The organism is Amycolatopsis sp. PSD-21 (assembly GCF_055561455.1).
On sequence record NZ_CM145712.1, the window covers coordinates 2573006 to 2591105 of the forward strand.

19 protein-coding genes are annotated in these 18100 nt (G+C 66.5%); 15 read left to right on the plus strand and 4 right to left on the minus strand.

Annotated features, from left to right (window positions below; translation table 11 throughout):
- Window positions 1-30 precede the first annotated feature (30 nt).
- From ACZ1DY_RS12470 to nhaA, 7 genes are all read left to right on the plus strand, one after another.
- Window positions 31-483 carry a CBS domain-containing protein gene (locus ACZ1DY_RS12470; RefSeq protein ID WP_465484423.1) on the plus strand — a complete coding sequence of 151 codons (453 nt, stop codon included), beginning with the start codon at window positions 31-33 and terminating at the stop codon, window positions 481-483.
- Between the two features lie 108 nt (window positions 484-591).
- On the plus strand, window positions 592-1182 hold the full coding sequence (locus ACZ1DY_RS12475) for an Rv1733c family protein (protein WP_465484424.1): 591 nt from the start codon (window positions 592-594) through the stop codon (window positions 1180-1182).
- Between the two features lie 203 nt (window positions 1183-1385).
- Complete coding sequence (locus tag ACZ1DY_RS12480; RefSeq protein WP_465484425.1) at window positions 1386-3383, plus strand: acyltransferase family protein; 1998 nt, start codon at window positions 1386-1388, stop codon at window positions 3381-3383.
- A gap of 85 nt (window positions 3384-3468) precedes the next feature.
- Window positions 3469-3837, plus strand: coding sequence for a hypothetical protein (locus ACZ1DY_RS12485; protein ID WP_465484426.1), 369 nt, complete (start codon window positions 3469-3471; stop codon window positions 3835-3837).
- 71 nt (window positions 3838-3908) lie between these two features.
- On the plus strand, window positions 3909-4520 hold the full coding sequence (locus ACZ1DY_RS12490) for a TetR/AcrR family transcriptional regulator (RefSeq protein WP_465484427.1): 612 nt from the start codon (window positions 3909-3911) through the stop codon (window positions 4518-4520).
- Window positions 4517-5785 carry a glycosyltransferase gene (locus tag ACZ1DY_RS12495; RefSeq protein ID WP_465484428.1) on the plus strand — a complete coding sequence of 423 codons (1269 nt, stop codon included), beginning with the start codon at window positions 4517-4519 and terminating at the stop codon, window positions 5783-5785. Before ACZ1DY_RS12490 ends, ACZ1DY_RS12495 begins: the two co-directional genes overlap by 4 nt.
- Window positions 5786-6029: 244 nt before the next feature.
- A complete protein-coding gene (gene nhaA, locus ACZ1DY_RS12500; RefSeq protein WP_465484429.1) occupies window positions 6030-7334 on the plus strand; it encodes a Na+/H+ antiporter NhaA in 1305 nt (434 codons plus the stop codon).
- 13 nt (window positions 7335-7347) lie between these two features.
- Here the strand turns inward: nhaA and ACZ1DY_RS12505 are convergent, their stop codons facing one another.
- Together ACZ1DY_RS12505 and ACZ1DY_RS12510 are read right to left on the minus strand one after the other, a co-directional pair.
- Window positions 7348-9372, minus strand: coding sequence for an APC family permease (locus ACZ1DY_RS12505; protein WP_465484430.1), 2025 nt, complete (start codon window positions 9370-9372; stop codon window positions 7348-7350).
- Window positions 9373-9384: 12 nt separating this feature from the next.
- Window positions 9385-9987, minus strand: a complete 603-nt coding sequence (locus tag ACZ1DY_RS12510; RefSeq protein WP_465484431.1) for a potassium channel family protein — start codon at window positions 9985-9987, stop codon at window positions 9385-9387.
- 274 nt (window positions 9988-10261) lie between these two features.
- On the opposite strand from ACZ1DY_RS12510, the gene ACZ1DY_RS12515 reads away from it, so the two are divergent.
- Window positions 10262-10585, plus strand: a complete 324-nt coding sequence (locus ACZ1DY_RS12515) for an STAS domain-containing protein (RefSeq protein WP_465484432.1) — start codon at window positions 10262-10264, stop codon at window positions 10583-10585.
- A 392-nt stretch (window positions 10586-10977) separates the two neighbouring features.
- Here the strand turns inward: ACZ1DY_RS12515 and ACZ1DY_RS12520 are convergent, their stop codons facing one another.
- Window positions 10978-11460, minus strand: a complete 483-nt coding sequence (locus ACZ1DY_RS12520; RefSeq protein ID WP_465484433.1) for a hypothetical protein — start codon at window positions 11458-11460, stop codon at window positions 10978-10980.
- Window positions 11461-11774: 314 nt separating this feature from the next.
- On the opposite strand from ACZ1DY_RS12520, the gene ACZ1DY_RS12525 reads away from it, so the two are divergent.
- The 5 genes from ACZ1DY_RS12525 to ACZ1DY_RS12545 are packed head-to-tail and all read left to right on the plus strand — an operon-like array spanning window position 11775 to window position 15286.
- Window positions 11775-12425 (plus strand): hypothetical protein, encoded by a 651-nt coding sequence (locus ACZ1DY_RS12525; RefSeq protein ID WP_465484434.1) that lies wholly within the window; start codon window positions 11775-11777, stop codon window positions 12423-12425.
- A 41-nt stretch (window positions 12426-12466) separates the two neighbouring features.
- Complete coding sequence (locus ACZ1DY_RS12530; RefSeq protein WP_465484435.1) at window positions 12467-12979, plus strand: anthrone oxygenase family protein; 513 nt, start codon at window positions 12467-12469, stop codon at window positions 12977-12979.
- On the plus strand, window positions 12976-13428 hold the full coding sequence (locus tag ACZ1DY_RS12535; RefSeq protein ID WP_465484436.1) for a hypothetical protein: 453 nt from the start codon (window positions 12976-12978) through the stop codon (window positions 13426-13428). Before ACZ1DY_RS12530 ends, ACZ1DY_RS12535 begins: the two co-directional genes overlap by 4 nt.
- 20 nt (window positions 13429-13448) lie before the next feature.
- Entirely contained in the window at window positions 13449-14630 is a 1182-nt protein-coding gene (locus ACZ1DY_RS12540; protein ID WP_465484437.1) for a histidine kinase, read from the plus strand.
- On the plus strand, window positions 14627-15286 hold the full coding sequence (locus ACZ1DY_RS12545) for a response regulator transcription factor (RefSeq protein WP_465484438.1): 660 nt from the start codon (window positions 14627-14629) through the stop codon (window positions 15284-15286). The genes ACZ1DY_RS12540 and ACZ1DY_RS12545 overlap by 4 nt, the downstream gene beginning before the upstream one ends.
- Before the next feature lie 10 nt (window positions 15287-15296).
- On the opposite strand, the gene ACZ1DY_RS12550 is transcribed toward ACZ1DY_RS12545, so the two are convergent.
- Window positions 15297-15908, minus strand: a complete 612-nt coding sequence (locus tag ACZ1DY_RS12550; protein ID WP_465484439.1) for a TetR/AcrR family transcriptional regulator — start codon at window positions 15906-15908, stop codon at window positions 15297-15299.
- 83 nt (window positions 15909-15991) lie between these two features.
- Here ACZ1DY_RS12550 and ACZ1DY_RS12555 point away from each other — a divergent pair, with 83 nt between their 5' ends.
- Together ACZ1DY_RS12555 and ACZ1DY_RS12560 are read left to right on the plus strand one after the other, a co-directional pair.
- On the plus strand, window positions 15992-17083 hold the full coding sequence (locus ACZ1DY_RS12555) for an FAD-dependent oxidoreductase (protein WP_465484440.1): 1092 nt from the start codon (window positions 15992-15994) through the stop codon (window positions 17081-17083).
- A gap of 63 nt (window positions 17084-17146) precedes the next feature.
- Window positions 17147-17953 (plus strand): hypothetical protein, encoded by an 807-nt coding sequence (locus ACZ1DY_RS12560; RefSeq protein ID WP_465484441.1) that lies wholly within the window; start codon window positions 17147-17149, stop codon window positions 17951-17953.
- Window positions 17954-18100 lie beyond the last annotated feature (147 nt).

Below are 18100 nucleotides of genomic sequence, written 5' to 3' on the forward strand. Positions count from 1 at the left end.
GGCGGCCACGGTGGGTCGTACGCTGGCGAGATGCATGCCAGTGAGATGGCGGAGGAGTTCCCGGTCGTGGACCTGGACTCCGACGCGCTCGACGCGGCCCGTTTGCTGGCCGAACACCGGTTGCCGGGCATCGTGGTGACCGACAGCGGCGGCTGCCCGCACTCCGTGCTGCCCGCGTCCCAGGTCGTGCGCTTCCTGGTGCCGACCTATGTCCAGGACGACCCGTCGCTCGCCGGCGTGCTGAACGAATCCATGGCGGACAGCGTCGCGAGCAAACTCGGTGGCAAGAAGGTCCGTTCCCTGCTGCCCAGCGAGGCCGCGGAACTGCCTAGGGTGAACGCGGACGACACCATCATCGAGGTCGCCGCGATCATGGCCAGACTTCGCTGTCCGCTCGTGGCCGTCATGGAGGACAAGACCCTGCTCGGCGTGATCTCGGCATCGCGCCTGCTGCAACTGGCACTCACGTCCACTCGGTCCTGAGTCACGGAGCCACCAGGTCGCAGGACGTTCGGCTTCTCATCGAGGCGACACCTGCTTATCGTGGTGGTTTAGACTGTTTCGTCCCAATCGGGTGGGCGGAGGTCGGTGGTGAGCGCGCGGCAGGTCTCGTGGGTGACCCGGTTCCGGCGGGTCTACCTTGGCCATGGCCCGTTGACGCGGCCCTGCGATCGCCTCGAAGGCGTGGTCGTGCTGATCTCGGTCTGTCTCGGTCTCGCCGCCGTTCCGGTCACGATCTCCCTGGCGCAGGACGGCTACGCGGCCGAGATCCGGGGCCTCGCGGAGGAACGAGCCTCTCGGCGGGAAGTTGTCGCCACCACGCTGGCCGACGCCCCGTATCCGAACGTCGTCGCGCTCCGTGCTGCTCCGCAAGTGACCACCGCGAACGTCGAAGTCCAGTGGCCCGGCCCGGCGGGTGAACCGCGCCGGGGCATGGTGTCCGTCCTCTATGGAACCGCCGCCGGCACGGAGGTCTCGATCTGGCTTCACGAGGATGGCCGTATTGCCATGACACCGAGGGAGCCCGCTGACGTCGCTGCCGCGGCGGTCTCCGGCGGTGTCCTGTCGTGGCTGTTGTTCGGCGGTGCGCTGGGCCTGGCCTGCTCCTTGACGCATCGGATGGTGAATCTGGTCCGTGACCGTCAGTGGGAACGGGACTGGGCCCGGTTCGACGCTCCTTAGAGGCGCGGTGGCCGGAGCCCTCGGAAGAGGCTTTCCCGTTGCGGGACAGCGATGACGCAAGAGATCACAAGAAGCACGACGACGGCGACACGGCGAAGACGGTCACAGCGTCGTGACGTAGGGTGCCGCTCCAGGGGCTACGCGAACACGGTGGTGGTGCAGTGCGGCAGGGTCCGGCGGAAGAACGCCGTTTTCGTCCGGAGGTGCAAGGATTGCGGGCGCTGGCGTGCCTGCTGGTCGTCGTCTACCACGTGTGGCTGGGCCGCATTTCCGGTGGTGTCGACGCGTTCTTCCTGATCTCGGGATTCCTCGTCACCGGCCAGTTGTACCGGGCTTCGGTGCGCGGCCGGATCGAGTACCGGCCGCTGTGGGGCCGGATGATCAAACGACTCTTTCCCGCGGCGCTCACCGTACTGCTGGTGATCGTCGCGGTGAGCACGGTGCTGTTGCCGCAGAACCGGTGGTTCCAGACGATCAAGGAGGTCGTCGCTTCCGCGCTGTACTTGGAGAACTGGCAGCTGGCGGCCGCCTCCACCGACTACTTCGCCCAGCACGACTCGGCCAGTGTCGTCCAGCATTTCTGGTCGCTGTCGATCCAGGGGCAGTTCTACCTGGTGTGGCCGTTGCTGGTCGGGCTCGTGCTGCTGATCGCACGGCGAGCGAGGCGTAGTGTTCGCCCGCTGCTGAGCACCGTCCTGGGCCTGGTGTTCGTGACGTCGCTGGCGTATTCGGTGTGGTCGACCGCGGCCGACCAGCCGTTCGCGTACTTCGACTCCCTGACCAGGGTGTGGGAATTCACTCTCGGAGGGCTTCTCGCACTGCTGATCGACATGGTCGACCTGCCGCGGACCGCACGGGTGATCCTGGGGTGGGCCGGGGTGGCAGGTCTGATCTCCTGCGGAATGGTGCTGCAGGTCGGGACCGTGTTCCCCGGTTACGCGGCGTTGTGGCCGACGCTTTCGGCGGCTCTGGTGATCATGGCGGGTTCGACCGGGAGCCGGTTCGGCGCCGATCGGCTGCTGAGTAGTCGCCCGTTGACGTACCTCGGCGACCTCAGCTACGCGCTCTACCTCTGGCATTGGCCGGTGCTCGTCTTCTACCTCGTCGCCCGTGACCGGCCGGAGGTCGGGGTGCGCGGCGGCGCGGTGATCATCGGGCTCTCGCTCGTCCTGGCGGCACTGACCCACCATTTGGTGGAGAACCCGGTCCGGGTGTCCCAGATCGGGATCCGAACTCGGTGGGGCGCATACCGGTTCGGTGTCCTGACGCTGGTCGTGGTGCTGGCCGCATCGGGTGTCTGGCAGTGGACGAGCGTGCGGCAGGCGTCTGCCTACGCGATCACGGTGAACGATCCCGACCACCCTGGCGCGCTCGCACACACGGCGGGGTTCAGCTACTGGGGCGCCGCCGACGCTCAGCTGGTGCCGTCCTTCGTGTCCCTCCCCGAAGATTGGGCGGGAATCGACCCTGCCCGGTGCGGTCAATCGCCACGTATGCCGGAGTTGGAGGTCTGCACGTCCGAAACGACGGGGACACCGGCGAGACGGCTCGTGGTCACCGGCGACTCGCACGCCGGACAGCTTCTCGGGGCGCTTCTTCCGGTCGCCGCCCAGCGCAACTGGGAGGTGACGTCGATCCTGCGCGGCGGATGCCCGTTCTCCACCGATTCCGACGCGGTGCCGGGGGATCAGCCGTGCATCGACTGGAACGCCGCCGTCGTGCAGGAGATTCTCGCCGGTCGGCCGGACGCCGTGCTGACCATCGGTACCCGCGATGTCATGCCTGGCGTCCAGGAGCGCGTGCCGGCGGGGTACGTCGCGCAGTGGCGCAAGGTCGACGAAGCGGGAATTCCGGTGCTGGCGGTGCGGGACAACCCGCGCTTCGGATACGCGCCCTCGGCTTGCGTCGAAACACGGGGGGCCACCGCGCCGGAATGCAGCACGCCGCGGGCCGAGCTGTACGCTGAGCGACCTCCGTACGAGTCGCTCGACCTGCCGTCGAATGTCCGCTTCCTCGATTTCAGTGACTACTTCTGCACCGCCGACGTCTGCCCGCCGGTCATCGGCAATGTGCTGGTGTACCTCGACGACAACCACGTCAGCCGTACGTACATGTCGACGATGACGTCCATCGCGGACAAGGCGATCACCGCGGCGCTCGGCTGGGCCGATGAAAGCGCCGAGGGAGAGGCCGGCTCGTAAACCGCGGTATCGCCCGGACCAGGGTGAACTGCTCGGAGAAAGAACGACTATGCGAGTGACTCGAAGAGCTGCCGCTGTAGGTGCTATGGCGGTTCTGGTCGCCTGGATCGTTGTGGTGACGACCATCATCGCCTTGCGACCGGATGTCGGCGTAGCGTCGCCGCGAGAATTGCAGGACAGTCTGTCGAAGGCGTTGAACGAACGCGACAGCGACGCCTTGGCAGAGTTGATCGAGTACCCGTCCGGTGACGCGGACGAGTTCGCGAAGAACTATCTGAAAAAGCTGGATGACGTTGGGGCAACGGCAATTAGCGTTACGTTGCTGCCGGTCTCGGATGTTCCGCGCATGGTGACCATAGCGGGCATGCGCGGAGACGGAACGAAATTCAATTACGACGTTTCGGTGGCCCAGGGCCGAAATGGCTGGCGGCTCGAGTTGTTCCCGCCGGTCTAGCTGTCCAGGCTGCTGGTGTTTCGCGGGTCGGGCGGTTGACAGCGGCTGAACGACTGTTCAATACTCTGATCATGCGTTCAGCTTCTGACCTGACTGCCCGGGCTCGGATCCGGGACGCGGCCTTGGCGAGATTCGGTGCCGACGGTGTACCGGGAACGTCGGTGCGCGCCGTTGCCGCCGACGCCGGCGTGTCGCCGGGACTGGTGCTGCATCACTTCGGTTCGAAGGAGGGATTGCGGCAGGCATGCGACGATCACGTGCTCGAAGCCATCCGTTCCGGGGGAGTCGACGGCACCGCCGCACTGGCGGAGGCGTTGCAGGCCGCAACTCCAGTGCGGCGCTATCTCGCGCGGGCGTTCCTGGACGGTACGAGTGCCGCGTCCACCCTGTTCACCGAGATCGTGGAGCACACCGAGGAGTGGCTCGCTGAAGGAGAGCGCGAAGGCTGGGTGCGCGCCGCGGCGGACAAGCGGGCGCGCGCCGTCGTCTATGTGTCGTGGCTGTTGGCGCCGTTGGTGCTCGGGGATCACGTGGGGCGGTTGCTCGACGGCGACGCCGCGGAGACCGCGACGGCGGTGCGGGGCGCCCGCGCCGGTTTGGACATGCTCACCGATGGCCTGTTCGCCGACGACCGCTGGCTGAAGGCCTACTCGGCCATCGGAGAGCAGGAGGCGGGACGATGAGGGCGTTGCTGGTCACGCATGGCACCCGCGGTGATGTCCAGCCGATGCTGGCGCTCGCGGTGGCCTTGCGGGAGCGAGGGCACGAAGCGGTGCTGGCCGCGCCAGGATCGTTCGCGGACGCCGCGGCGGAGCACGGGATCGAGTTCGCGCCGCTGGACGAGGGGCCGAACCGGCTGATGGACGACCCGGTGGTGAAGGAGGCGATGGAGAACGGCTATCGGGGTCTCCGAGGCAAGATCACCGCCGTGCGCACGGCGCGACGCCTCAAGCCGTGGATGGTGGCGGTCCTGCATGACGTCGGCGTGGCGGCGAAGGCATCCCGCGCGGACGTTGTCGTGCACACGACCGGGGTGCCGGCCCAACATGCCGCCGAGATGCTCGGTGTCCCGTCGGTGGTCGTCGCCCTGCAACCCGGATGGGTTCCCACCTCACAATTCCCCTGCCCGATGGTGCCGTTGCCGCGGCTGCCGAAGGTCCTCAATCGCACCAGCTACCTCGCGGTGTCCGCGATCCTGCGTACGTACGCGGGGATCACCACCACCTGGCGCACCACCGAACTCGGGCTTCCGCGCCGCCGGGGGAGCCACGACTTGTTCCACGACAAGGAAGGCGGCCATCGACTGGTTCTGCAGGCCTTCAGCCGCCATGTCACCGTCCCCGCAGGCGATTGGCCGGACTCGGTGCGCACCACCGGCTTCTGGTACCTCCCCGCCGCACCGGCGTGGTCGCCACCCGCGAGGTTGAAGGAATTCCTCGACGCTGGGCAGGTCCCTGTCTACATCGGATTCGGCAGCATGGCGGGCCGAGACGCGCGGCGCACGCGGGAAGTAGTCGAGAACGCTGTCCGGCAGGCTGGGGTGCGCGCGGTGGTCGCGACCGGTTGGGGCGGGATCGACGGGGACGTCGGCGACGATGACGTCCTGGCGATCGAGCACGCGCCACACGACTGGCTGTTCCCGCAGGTGAGCGTGGTCGTGCATCACGGTGGCGGCGGCACTACCGGTGCTGCTCTCCTGGCGGGTAGGCCGCAGGTGGTGTGCCCGTTCGTCGCCGACCAGCCGTACTGGGCGCGCAGCATGCACGCCGCCGGTGTCGCGCCGCCGCCGATACGGCAGCAGCACCTCACCGCCGATCGGCTCGCTGCGGCGCTGCGGCAAGCCACCGATGATGCCGGAATGCGCGAGCGAGCCGAACACCTTGGGCGGGAAATCCGGAAGGAGAACGGTTTGGAAGCCGCGGTCAGCGTCATCGAGCGCCTCACTTGACGGTCGCGAAGAAAGTCCATGGAAGTCACCGTGGAGTTCACGACGAGCGGGCCTGGGCGAAGAGCAAGTCGCTCGGGCCGACGGCTTTCAGTTCGTCAAGAATACGTAAGCGTGGGTATGGTGTCCGCGTCGAGGCGCTGCCTCGTGGTGTGCCGGGAAGCCTGGTCGGCGAGCCGAGCCGAACCACACCCGGAGTAGCCCATGATCACTGTTCCCGCCACCGGATCACGCACCTCGGCGTTCCATGTCTGAGAGCACCACACCTCGAGCCCGGCTTTTCGATCGCGGTTCCTGGCCAGAGGCCCAGCGCGTCGCGGAAATCCTGCGCAAGGAGACCGTGGGTGGTGTGCTGCTCCTGGTCGGGGCCGTCGTCGCCTTGGTGTGGGCGAACACGCCTTGGTCAGGCGCGTACGAGGCGTTGCGTGATCTGCGGGTAGGACCGGCGGCTCTGCATCTGGACCTCAGCCTGGCGACCTGGGCCGCGGACGGGCTTCTCGCGATCTTCTTCTTCGTCGCGGGCCTGGAGGTCAAACGTGAGTTCGTCGCCGGAGATCTGCGCGATCCCCGGCGGGCCGCGGTCCCGGTCGCCGCCGCTGTTGGAGGCGTCGCCGTCCCGGCTCTGATCTACATCGCGATCAACCTCGGCGACTCGGCCGCGCTCAAGGGCTGGGCTATTCCGACGGCGACCGACATCGCGTTCGCCCTCGCCGTCCTGGCGGTGATCGGACACCACCTGCCGTCCGCCTTACGCACCTTCTTGCTCACGTTGGCTGTCGTGGACGACCTGATCGCCATCGTGATCATCGCCGTTTTCTACACCCGTGACCTTCTGGTCGGCCCGCTTCTGTTCGCCCTGCTTCCCTTGGCCGTGTTCGCCGTGTTGGTTCAGCGCCGGGTGCGATCGTGGTGGCTGCTGCTTCCGCTCGCGGCGACGACCTGGGCGCTGGTGCATGCTTCGGGAATCCACGCCACGGTCGCCGGCGTCCTGCTGGGGTTCGCGGTACCAGTGATCCGCAAGCACGGCGAAGGGCCAGGGCTCGCCGAGCATTTCGAGCACCGGTTCCGGCCGATCTCGGCCGCCGTGGTGGTCCCGGTATTCGCTTTCTTCGCCGCCGGCGTCACCGTGGGTGGACTTGGCGGCCTGGCCGATTCACTCCTCGACCCCGTGGCGCTGGGTATCGTCCTCGCGCTTGTGCTCGGCAAGACCATCGGTATCACCGGGGCCACCTACCTCGTGTCCCGGTTCACCCGTGCGGAACTCCACGACGACCTCGCCTGGACCGACGTGATCGGGCTGGCCGCGCTGGGCGGCATCGGCTTCACCGTGTCCCTGCTCATCGGTGACCTCGCCTTCGGTGCGGGCAGCGAGAGCGACGAACATGCGAAGATCGCGATCTTGGTGGGCTCCCTGCTCGCCGGTCTCGTCGCCACGATCATCCTGCGCATCCGCAACCGGGTGCACCGCAGAATCTGTGCCGAAGAGTCGGTCGACTCCGACCACGACGGCATCCCGGACGTACACCAGCATGAAGGTGAAACACGTGGCTAGGCCGTACGTTCGGTCACGGTTCGCCGCGCTTCGGAGGGCGGTCTGTGTCCTCTGGCTGCAGGCCCCGGCGGATTGAACCGGGAGCAAGCTCCGGGCGGTGACGGACTTTGGCTGATGACGCGAGTTGCCAGGGCACGCTGGTCACCATGACACCAGGCTGGAACAGGAGGCGTCCTTTCAGCCGCAGCGCGCTCTGGTTGTGCAGGACGTTCTCCCACCAATGGCCGACGACGTACTCGGGGATGAACACGGTGACCACATCGCGCGGGTTGTTGGTGCGGATGCGTTTGACGTAGTCGAGGATCGGTTTGGTGATCTCGCGGTAGGGCGACTCGATGACCTTCAGCGGGATGGAGAAGGGCTGTTTGGCCCACCGGTCGAGAAGTTCGCGGGTTTCCTGATTGTCGACGTTGACGGTGATCGCCTCGAGGACGTCGGGCCGTACCGCCTTGGCATAGGCCAGCGCCCGGCGGGTGGGCCGGTGCAGTTTCGACACCAGGACGATCGCGTGATTACGCGACGGCAGAACGATCGGCTCATCCTCATCGGTGTCATGCAGTTCATCACCGACCCGTTGATAGTGACGGCGGATCGCGGTCATCAGCAGGTAGATCGCGGCCATGGCCGCCAGCGAGATCCAGGCACCCTGGGTGAACTTGGTGACGAGGATGACGATGAGGACCAGCGCGGTCATGGAGAAGCCGAAGGCGTTGATCGACTGGGAGCGGCGCATCCGGCGGCGTGCGGCGGGGTCGGTTTCGGTGCGCAGGCGCCGGTTCCAGTGCCGGATCATTCCGCTTTGGCTGATCACGAAGGACATGAACACGCCGACGATGTAGAGCTGGATGAGGCGGGTGACCTCGGCGTCGAAGGCGACGACGAGCAGGATCGCGGCCGCGGCGAGGAAGATGATGCCGTTGGAGAACACCAGCCGGTCGCCGCGGGTGTAGAGCTGTCGCGGCAGGTAGCGGTCCTGGGCGAGGATCGAGCCGAGCACGGGGAATCCGTTGAACGCGGTGTTGGCCGCCAGGACCAGGATCAGGCCGGTGAAGAAGATGACGAACCAGGTCGCCGGCGGGAAGCCCGCGAACACCGCGTTGCCGAGCTGGGCTACCAGCGTCTTCTGCTCGTAACCTGCCGGGGCACCGATCAGCTGATGCGCGGGGTCTTCCGCGACCTGCGCACCGGTGAGCCGGGCGAGCATGATCAAGCCGAGGAACATGGTGATCGCGAGCACGCCCATCATCAGCAGCGTGGTCGCCGCGTTGCGGCCCTTGGGTTTGCGGAACGCGGGAACACCGTTGCTGATCGCTTCCACGCCGGTCAGCGCGGCGCTCCCGGAGGAGAACGCGCGCAGGATCAGGAAAGCGAAACCGAGCCCCGCGAGATGTCCGCCTTCCTCGACCAGCGTGAAGTCCGCGCTTTCGGCACGTACCTCCTCGCCCAGGAGGAAGACCCGGACCACCGCCCAGACGATCATGGCGAGGATGCCGAACACGAAGGCGTAGGTCGGGATGGCGAACGCGGTGCCCGATTCCCGCACGCCCCGGAGGTTCATGGCAGTCAGTACCACGATGGCGCCGACCGCGAACTCGACCTTGTGTTCTCCCACGAAAGGCACGGCCGAGCCGATGTTGGCCGCCGCGGAGGCGATCGACACCGCCACGGTCAGCACATAGTCGACGAGCAAGGCGCTGCCGACGACCAGGCCCCAACGCGGGCCGTGGTTGACGGTCGCGACTTCGTAGTCCCCGCCACCGGAGGTGTACGCCCGGACGTTCTGCCGGTAGGACGCGACCACCGAGATCATCACCACGGCGACCAGCACCGCGATCCAGGGGCTGAACACGAACGCCGAAGCGCCCGCGACCGACAACACCAGAAGGATCTCCTCCGGTGCGTAGGCAACGCTCGACATCGGGTCGGAGGCGAAGACGGGCAGCGCGATCCGTTTGGGCAGCAGGGTGTGCGACAGGCGATCGCTGCGGAACGGCCGGCCGACGAGCAGGCGTTTGGCTATGGAGGCGAATGTGGGCATGGAGGGCGCGGCCTATGCTTCCGTGAAGGAGAGGGGACAGAGGAAGACGAGGTGGTCGCCGGAGGCCACGCGTTGTCGTGTCGCGTGGAGGCCCCAGTAGCGCTGGTCGTTTCGGATCAGGCCGACAACGGTCGTGCCGCATTCGGCGACCCGTTGCCCGATCTCGGACGATCGGGCAGGCCGTTGATCGAGCGTCCACGGGGCGAAGGACGGTCCGCGATGATCGAGCAGCGCCGCGGCCAAAGCCTCGCCCGAGGCTTCGGCGGTGACCACGGCTTGATCGGCGCCGTGACGTCGAACCAGGTCGAAGTGAGCGCTCTCCCGCACCGCGGTCGCGATCCTCGTCGACGGATAAAGCTCGCGGGCCAGCATCGTCGTCATGATCGCCGTCTCGTCGGGTGACACGGCGACGATCAACTGGCGCACTTGGTCGGAATCCGCGCGGGTAAGCACCTGCCGGTCGGTGCCGTCCCCGAGGATGGAGGTGACACCGAGCTCACCAGCCAGCCGTACCGCATCAGGGGCGACGTCGACGGCGAGGAGATTGACGGGTTTGGTGCCGTAGGCGAGCAGGTATCTCGCGGCGCTGGAGCCGGCCACGCCGAAGCCGACCACCAGTGTCTGACCACCCATACTCCAGGACCTCCGCGCGTGGACCCTAGTGACACCTGCCCGAAATGTCGGTGCGCGGCAACGCTTACTAACGCGGTCTTGACGGCTGAGCGGCCGAGCCCCAGGTCGACCGTCAAGAAAACGCAAAAATTCCCATTTCCTGGTTGTCGACCTGCCTCAGCAGGTGGCGCGCGGCCGAACAGGTAGTAGCTGAAGGCAGCACGTACGCTGGGCCGCGTCTGGAGGACAGCTCGGACGCGCCGGAGGTGACAAGAGGATGGAGCGGTCGACGCCGTTCTCGGCAACGACTGCGGTCGAAGCGGCTCGCGTGACGATGGTGGTCGGCGGTGACCTGGACTTCACCACTCATGTCAAGCTGACCGCGGAGTTCGACAGGCTGATGGACCTATCGCCGGACGGACTGGTCGTCGATCTGACCGGAGTGGAGTTCTGTGACTCCAGCGGGCTCTCATGTCTGGTCGGGCTCACCACGAGATGCGCGACGTTGGGAGTACCGCTGCTTTTCCTGCCTTCACCGAGAATCCGCAGGTTGGCAGCGAGAATCGGCCTGACGGGAATACTTCCGCTGGCGGGCGACTGACGTGGTCTCTGGCGTCGCTCCCATGCTCAGCTGTCGAGGAAGGCTCTGACCTCGCCGTCGACCAGTGGCCAATCCTTGCTGAGCCAAATGATGGCTGTGCGCGGCGTCGATCGAATCAGTACTCGACAGCTCCGTCGCGCAACTCGGCGATAGCCGTGAAGGTGAACCTCGGTCGTGGCAGGCATGATGGCTCACCGGCACTCGACGATGTGGGCAGGTCTCGGCGTGGTTGTTGCTCTCACCTCGGGGATCTGTCTGGCGGGAGCGCCCGATCATGATGGCCCCTGGCAGGACGAGGCACCCGCCAGCGCACCTGGAGCGCCACTTGCCTTCGCGCCCCAGGCCACGGGGATTGTCTTCGTCCTCGACGAACAGCTACCGGAACGTCCCTGTCAAGCGACTCCTGTACCCCACGCGCTGCATTCCTTCTTATTCGAGTGGATCATTGTGCCGCATACCTGTATGCGGACGACGCGGCCTTCGGCGATGTTACGGCTTCCGTCTGGTGTGCCGAGCTCGTGCGTCTCTTCGGTCCCCGTTATCCTGTCTTTGTCTAAAACGTTCCCGTAGCGGTCGAGTACCTCCACGTTGACATAGACCTTGCCTGCTACGGGGTAGTTATAGATGACAAGCAGCTCATCGTAAGCGTGAAATATGGCCCAGAGTTGCGCGTTTTTGAGCTCTCCGCACTCAGGTTCGCGGGTGATCCAGACAGTGGCGTTCTTGCCGCCTTTATCGCTCGGGTACGGGCGCTGGAAGCTATCCCGGCACCCGGTATCGGCCTGTGCCGGTGTCTGGTTGATGGCCAGTGGAGCGATCAGGATGGCTACAACTGCAAATACTCGCAGCGTAAACCTGCCGAGAAGTGTTTTCACTTTGATTTCCTTTCATCGTTTAGCTGGGGCAGGTCTTCTGGTGCAGCCCTCGGTTGCCCTGCCCGGGTTGTGATCGGGAGCGCCGCTGCTTGATGTGACCGCGAGTGCTTGACCACGCTGGCTGTTTTCGCGACCCAGCGTCGGCACCTCTCCGAGATTGTCCGGAGTGGTCTCTATAAGGGCCGGCTCCGGTCACCCGCAGCTGTCCAAAGAGGCTAAGGCGACTGGCTGGGATCGGCCAGAACTTTGCGTCCTATCGAAAACAGTCCATTGAGGACTCGCTCGCATACTGTGGAAAGTGCCGGCGCCCGAGAGTGCGGCTGCTGGGATCGGTCACCGGCTTCGCCGCCCGGCGAGCGGCGCGCCCGACCGCTGCCTGGGCGCTGGCGATCGGGGCCTACTTCCTGCTCGTCGGTGTGCTCATCGCGTCGATACTGCCGTTCATGCGCGAGAACTCTTGGTTCGCCGAGCTGGCGGCGGCCGAGACCGACCGGTGGCTGACTCCGCTGCTGGCGTTGCTCCTTTCCCTGCGACGCACCGTGCTCACTGGACTCCTGAACGTCGGCCTGGGAGCGCTGGTGCTCCTGGCAGTCGCGGGGCTGGCGCTCTGGTGCGGCGCGACCATCGCGGACGCTCCGTTGCGCCTCACGGCGGCGCTCGCCGGAACGGCCAACGTCGCGCCTGTCGCCTTGCTCGCCCTCGGCACCGCGGCGCTCCCGGCCACCGGTGGCTTCCTGCTCACCGTGATCCTGCAGAGCACTCGGGCCCCCGTGTGGCTCACCTACCTTTCCCCGTGCACCTCCTCGGCTTTCGCCCCCGGCACACCGCCGGACTGGGGCACGCTGATCGTGCTGGGTGTCCTCGGCTACCAGCACAGAGACCTCAACACCGGACCCTTGCCTACGTCGAGATGCGTATGTGGAGTGGGCCCTCATACGGATGTGCGAAGCCGGAGAGGGAAATAGCTTTGACGCGGTAGAAGTTCCTTCTGTCCGAGGAGAAGCACGTGCGAAGCGACGGCATTTCCCTTGCCGTTTCGGGCGCCTACGTCTGGATTGCCATGGTGGCTTTCGGGGGTATCGCGGTCGAGACCGTAGTCATCTATCCGAACGTTTTCCACGACGCGCCCGCCTCGCTGGCCAAGGCCATGGAGTTCTTCATGGTCACCGGTCCGGCCGACCTGTTTCCGCCGATGGGTGCGGTCACCGTGCTCGCCGCCGCGGCGAGTCTCCTGTCGCTGAGGCGGGCGCGGGAGGCCCGATGGTGGATCGCGGGGAGCCTGGGCACCCTGCTGGTCGGCGAGTTCCTGTTCTCCGTGCTCTATTTCTGGCCGCGCAACGACATCATGTTCGAGGAGGGGATCGCCGAGCATTCGGTGGAGTTCCTGCGGCGTACCGCGCTCGAGTTCGAGGTCGGTCATTGGTTCCGGCTCGCGTTCAGCGCTGTCACCGCGACGCTGGCCTTCATCGGGTTCCTGCGGTACCACCGAGCACGTGCGTTGTCCGGAGGTGCGGCATGAAAGGCGGGGCCCGCTCCTCGCTCGGCGTCTCGTGGCCGGTGATCTTCCTCCTCGCGGCGCTTGGAGTGCCCAGAGTCATCGCGCACGACCTCGGTCTCGTTGGCCCGGTCGGCAACGCGCTGCTGGTGTTCACGCCGCTCGCTGTCTGGCTCGCTGTCGTGCTTTGGCGCCGGGTGCCCAATCCGTTCCTCACGCTGCTCGTGGTGGGCTTGGTCTACGGCGCCCTGCTCGGTATCACTCACCAGATACTGTGGACCGAGGCGTTCCCCGACGGAGCCCCGACTATCGGCGGAAATCTCGCCGGCGAGTTGTCACCATCCGCCGAAGCGGTCGTGCTGCGGATCTTCGCGTTCGGCAGCAGCATGCTCACAGGGGTCCTCACCGGCGCCGCGTCCGGCACGGTTTGCTGGCTGCTGGCCAAGGTGATCCCAGGCGCACGGCCGCGGTAGCGGACCGGAAAGGATGTGGTGTGCTCATCGGACAGTCCACAGGGGAGACCGGCGCTGTCGGAGGGCGGCGGTTCTTGGTCGACCTCGCTCTCGGCGTGCTCGTGCTGGTCGCCGTCGGCACAGCCATCGCCGCGAACGTGGGCGGCCCATCGTCCCCCGGCCTCACCGCTTACCTGTTCGGGGCGCTGTTCGGTGGGCTGATGCTGGTGCGACGGCGATGGCCGGTCGCGACGCTGCTCGTGACGGCCGTTGCCCTGCTGGGCTACTACATGCTGTCCTACCCGCCAATCGGTCTCGCCGTGCCTGTGGCGGCCGCTCTGTTCTCGGCGACCGAGTACGGCCGCCTGTACTGGGCCGTCGGCACTGCCGCGGGGTTGCTTGCCGTCTCCACCGGAGTGCGGATCGGTCAGGGCGACAACCTCGGTTTCGTGCTCGGCTTGGAGATGCCGACGTCGGCGGCGTTGATGGCGACCGTCATAGCGCTGGGCGACAGCCTGCGTTCCCGGCGTGGCTGGCGGGCCGAACTTGCCAAGCAAGCCCGTGCCGCCGAACTGGAACGAGAGCGTGAGGCGGCGGCCCGGGTCGAACAGGAACGCGTGCGGATCGCACGAGACCTGCACGACCTCATGGCGCACACGATCTCCGTGATCTCGCTGCACACCGATGTGGCGAGAGAGGCGCTGACCGACGATCCCGAGACGGCGAGCCGTTCGCTAGTCGCTGCTCGAGCGGCCTGCCGGAACGTGGGCGAGGAACTGCGGATGACATTGCACGCGCTCCGTGCGCCGGAGGTGGCCGGCCATGCCCCTGCGCCTGGGCTGGACCGGTTGGACGTACTCGTCGCCACCGCGACCGAAGCCGGGCTGGATGTCCGAGTGCGTACCACGGGTACGCCGGTCACTTTGCCCGCGATCTCGGACGTGTCCGCCTATCGGATGATCCAGGAGGCGCTGAGCAATGTGCTGAGGCATGCCGAGGCCAGTACCGTGCTCATCGAACTGGACTACGACACGGATGCCGTGGTGATCAGGGTGACCGACAACGGACGCGGTATCGAAGCACCTGGCGAGGCTTCAGCCGGCTGGGGTATCGCCGGTATGCGGGAACGACTGACGTTGCTCGGCGGCGACTTGGACATCAGGACCAGCCCGGGGGAATGGTTCGCGATCCAGGCGCGGATCCCTGTGCGAGGGCGCGCGTGATCCGGGTCGTGCTCGTCGACGACCAGGCGCTGGTCCGGGAAGGGCTTCGATCACTGCTGGAACGGGCCGATGACATCACTGTGGTCGGAGAAGCGGGCGACGCGGTCGGCGGTGTCGTGCTTGTGGCCCGGGAGCGACCCGACGTCGTCCTGATGGACATCCGGATGCCCGGTGAAGACGGCATCGCGGCGACCCGCCGGATCGTCGCTGACCCGCGGCTACGGCAGGTGCAGGTCGTCGTGCTCACCACGTTCGACACCGACGGGCACATCCTTGACGCGATCAGGGCGGGTGCGGCCGGGTTCCTCCTCAAGGACACCAGTCCGGACGAGCTGCGCGCAGCTGTCCGGATCGTCGCCCGCGGTGAAGCGCTGCTCGCACCTGCCGTGACCCGCCGCGTGATGCGAGCGGCGGCAGCGAGCCCGAGTCCTGGCTCGGCGGAAGCGCTCGACGTGCTCACCGCGCGCGAGCGCGAGGTCCTCATCAAGGTCGGCGAGGGCCAGTCGAACGCCGAGATCGGGCGAAGCCTGCACATGAGCCCGGCCACCGCACGCACCCACGTCGGCCGCCTGCTCGGCAAACTCGGCGCCCGCGACCGTGCGCGGCTCGTCGCGATCGCCTACGAGACAGGACTCATCACCCCAGGCTGGCGTTGAGTGTCTTCGGTCAGGACTCGGGCGATGGTGATCGTCGCCAAGGCGCGAGTGCGACTTCGGTCGCGGTTCTCATGGCGGCCTGCAGTGTTGCGGGGTCTGTTCCGTCGGTGTCGTCGAGCAGGGCCTGAAGCGCGCCGGTGACCGCGCCGACGAACGCTCCCGTCAGTGCTGCCGCCCCGACCGGATCGATCCGGTCGGGGAAGGCGGCTGCCAGATGTTTCGCGATTTCTCGTTGCGCGGCCAGCTGTTCCTGGAGTGCGCGGCCGCGGACGGCGGGAACGGTCTGGATCATCCGGAGCCGCAATGCCGCCAGGGGGCTGACCAGTTCGTCACTGGTGGCGGTGACCTGGCTCAGGGCCCGCAGCAGTACCTCGGCCGGGCCTTCGGCCGGTCCGCGAGTGGCGATGGCGTCGATGGCGGCCTGTACGCGCTCGTCGGCGTCCGGGAAAAGTAGCTCTTCCTTGCTGGCGAAGTAGCTGAAGAACGTGCGGGCGCCGATCTCCACGGCCGCCGTGATGTCGGCGATCGTCGTCTCGTCGTAACCCTTGCGCTCGAAGAGTTCCGTCGCCGCGTCGATCAGCGCTTGGCGCGTGCGGGCTCGCTTTCGATCACGGAGGGACATGCGGGGAGCATACGCGGAGCAGCAGCGAGTGCAACTTTGCAATCATTGCAAAGTTGCACTCGCTGCTGATATCGTCGTTCGGCATGGAGACTGTGTTGATCTGCGGCGCTGGAGTCGCTGGCTCGACTCTTGCGTATTGGTTAGCTCGTAACGGCTTCAAGGTCACTGTCGTCGAGCGGGCCCAGAGCATGCGCTCCAGCGGTAACCCGGTCGACGTCCGCGGGCCCGCGCTGCCGGTCGTCGAGGCCATGGGTGTCGTAGGCCGTCTACGGGACGTCGCTACGAGAACGAAAAGGGTGTGCCTGCTCGGCGGAGACGGCCGTCGGATCGCCACCGTCGGCCTGTCCGCGGGCAAGGGGGAGGAGCTCGAAGTCCCCCGAGCCGATCTCGTCACCGTGTTGTACGAGGCGGCCCGCGGCGACGCCGAGTTCCTGTTCGACGACACGATCGCCGAGTTGCGCCAAGACGAGCACGGTGTCGACGTCATCTTCGACCAGGCCCCACCACGGCGCTTCGACTTCGTGATCGGCGCGGACGGCCTGCACTCCGCGGTCCGGCGGCTCACCTTCGGCGCCGAGCGCTCTTTCGTTCGTCCTACAGGGATCTTTGTCGCCACGACGTCGTTCGGAGGCCCGGTCGACCACCCCGAGGAAGTGCTCCTCTACAACACGCCGGGCCGGCTGGTCGCCATTCACCCGTCTCGCGACGAGGGCGGCGTCGCGTTCATTTTCCGCGCCCGGATCAACGGTGTGGACTACCGCGATACGGGTCAACACAAGCGGATCGTCGCGACGGCATACCGCGGCATGGGTTGGCGGGTCCCGGCCTTACTCGAGCACCTGCGGGATTCCGACGATCTCTTCTTCGACGCGGTCAGTGTGGTCGACCTGCCGTCATGGTCACGTGGCCGGATCGCTTTGGTGGGTGACGCGGCCTCCTGCGTTTCCCTGCTCGGTGAAGGATCGAGTCTCGCGATCGCCGGCGCGCACACGCTTGCCACCGCACTGGCGGCGTCACCGTCCGCCGGTTTCGGCCGGTACGAGGCAGAGCACCGCATCCGCGTCAAGTCCGCGCGGCGTACCGTCAAGTTGACCGCGGCACTGCTCGTGCCGAAGACCGGCATCGGCCTGGCGACCCGAAATCTCGCGGCCCGCGCCTGGCCGTTGAGCGTGTGACGGCGGTGGTGCGCCTCGGCCGCGCTCTTGTAACAAGCTGTTCGCGATGTCCGACGTTGAGAAATGACTGACGAGCAGCGTGTCCCCACAGTGTGCCTGCCTGAGCATGAGCCGCTCGTCATGGCGTCCGGCACCGGATTCCGGTTCGCGGTCGGTTCACCTGTCGGACCGAGGTCCACTGAGTACAAGGTCTTCTCGGCCAAAAACTCCAGCGACGTCTATCTCGTGATCATCCCGACGGCTGAGACCATGAAGTTCAGTTTCCACGAGTCGGGGGCCTGGCAGCATTCCTTCTTATCCCAGGTTGCCATGCACTACGTCGAGCGCAATGCAGACCGCCACGTCGACCGCTGGACAAGGCACGAGCCTTTCAGTCCAGGATGGCGCCGGGCCTTTGTGATCACCATTCCCCACAGTGAGCTCCGGCGAACCGGCGCCGACGACCGTGACAACGTCCGGTGGGTCGCCGATCCTGGTGCCGGATACTGGATCAACATCCACATCTTGTTGCGGGACGCCGGTTCTGACGCCGCGTTCGAATTGCCGGGAGCAGCGCTGGTCGGAGAGCTGTCCCTGGTCGACGGTGGGCGCGCTGTAGTGCTCGCGAACGCGTTCAAGCCTCAGCCGGACCACGCCAGGCACATCGCCCGACACCGCGATCTCTTCCTGCGCAACGCCGAGATCCGATCGCGGATCAAGGACACTGACCATCCTGTTGTCGGACTCCACGGCCACGACCCTTCCGGCGTCCGCGGTACGACGGAACTGTCCCTGACCCCGCCGCCCGTTGGATTCACCGAAATCTGTGCCGGCGACTACGCTCCACTCGATGAAGTCGGCTTGACATTCCACCGGTACAGGGGCAAGTAATCGCTGAGTCTGTTCGCGTGCTCTGCGGAGCCAGCGCGTGTGGAATCACAGACACACATACACCGGCGTGACCAGTACCCGGTGCCTCGGTCACAGGCCAAGTGATGCCGGTGTTTGAGGTCATCCGCTCTGATCTCTGTGTCAGCT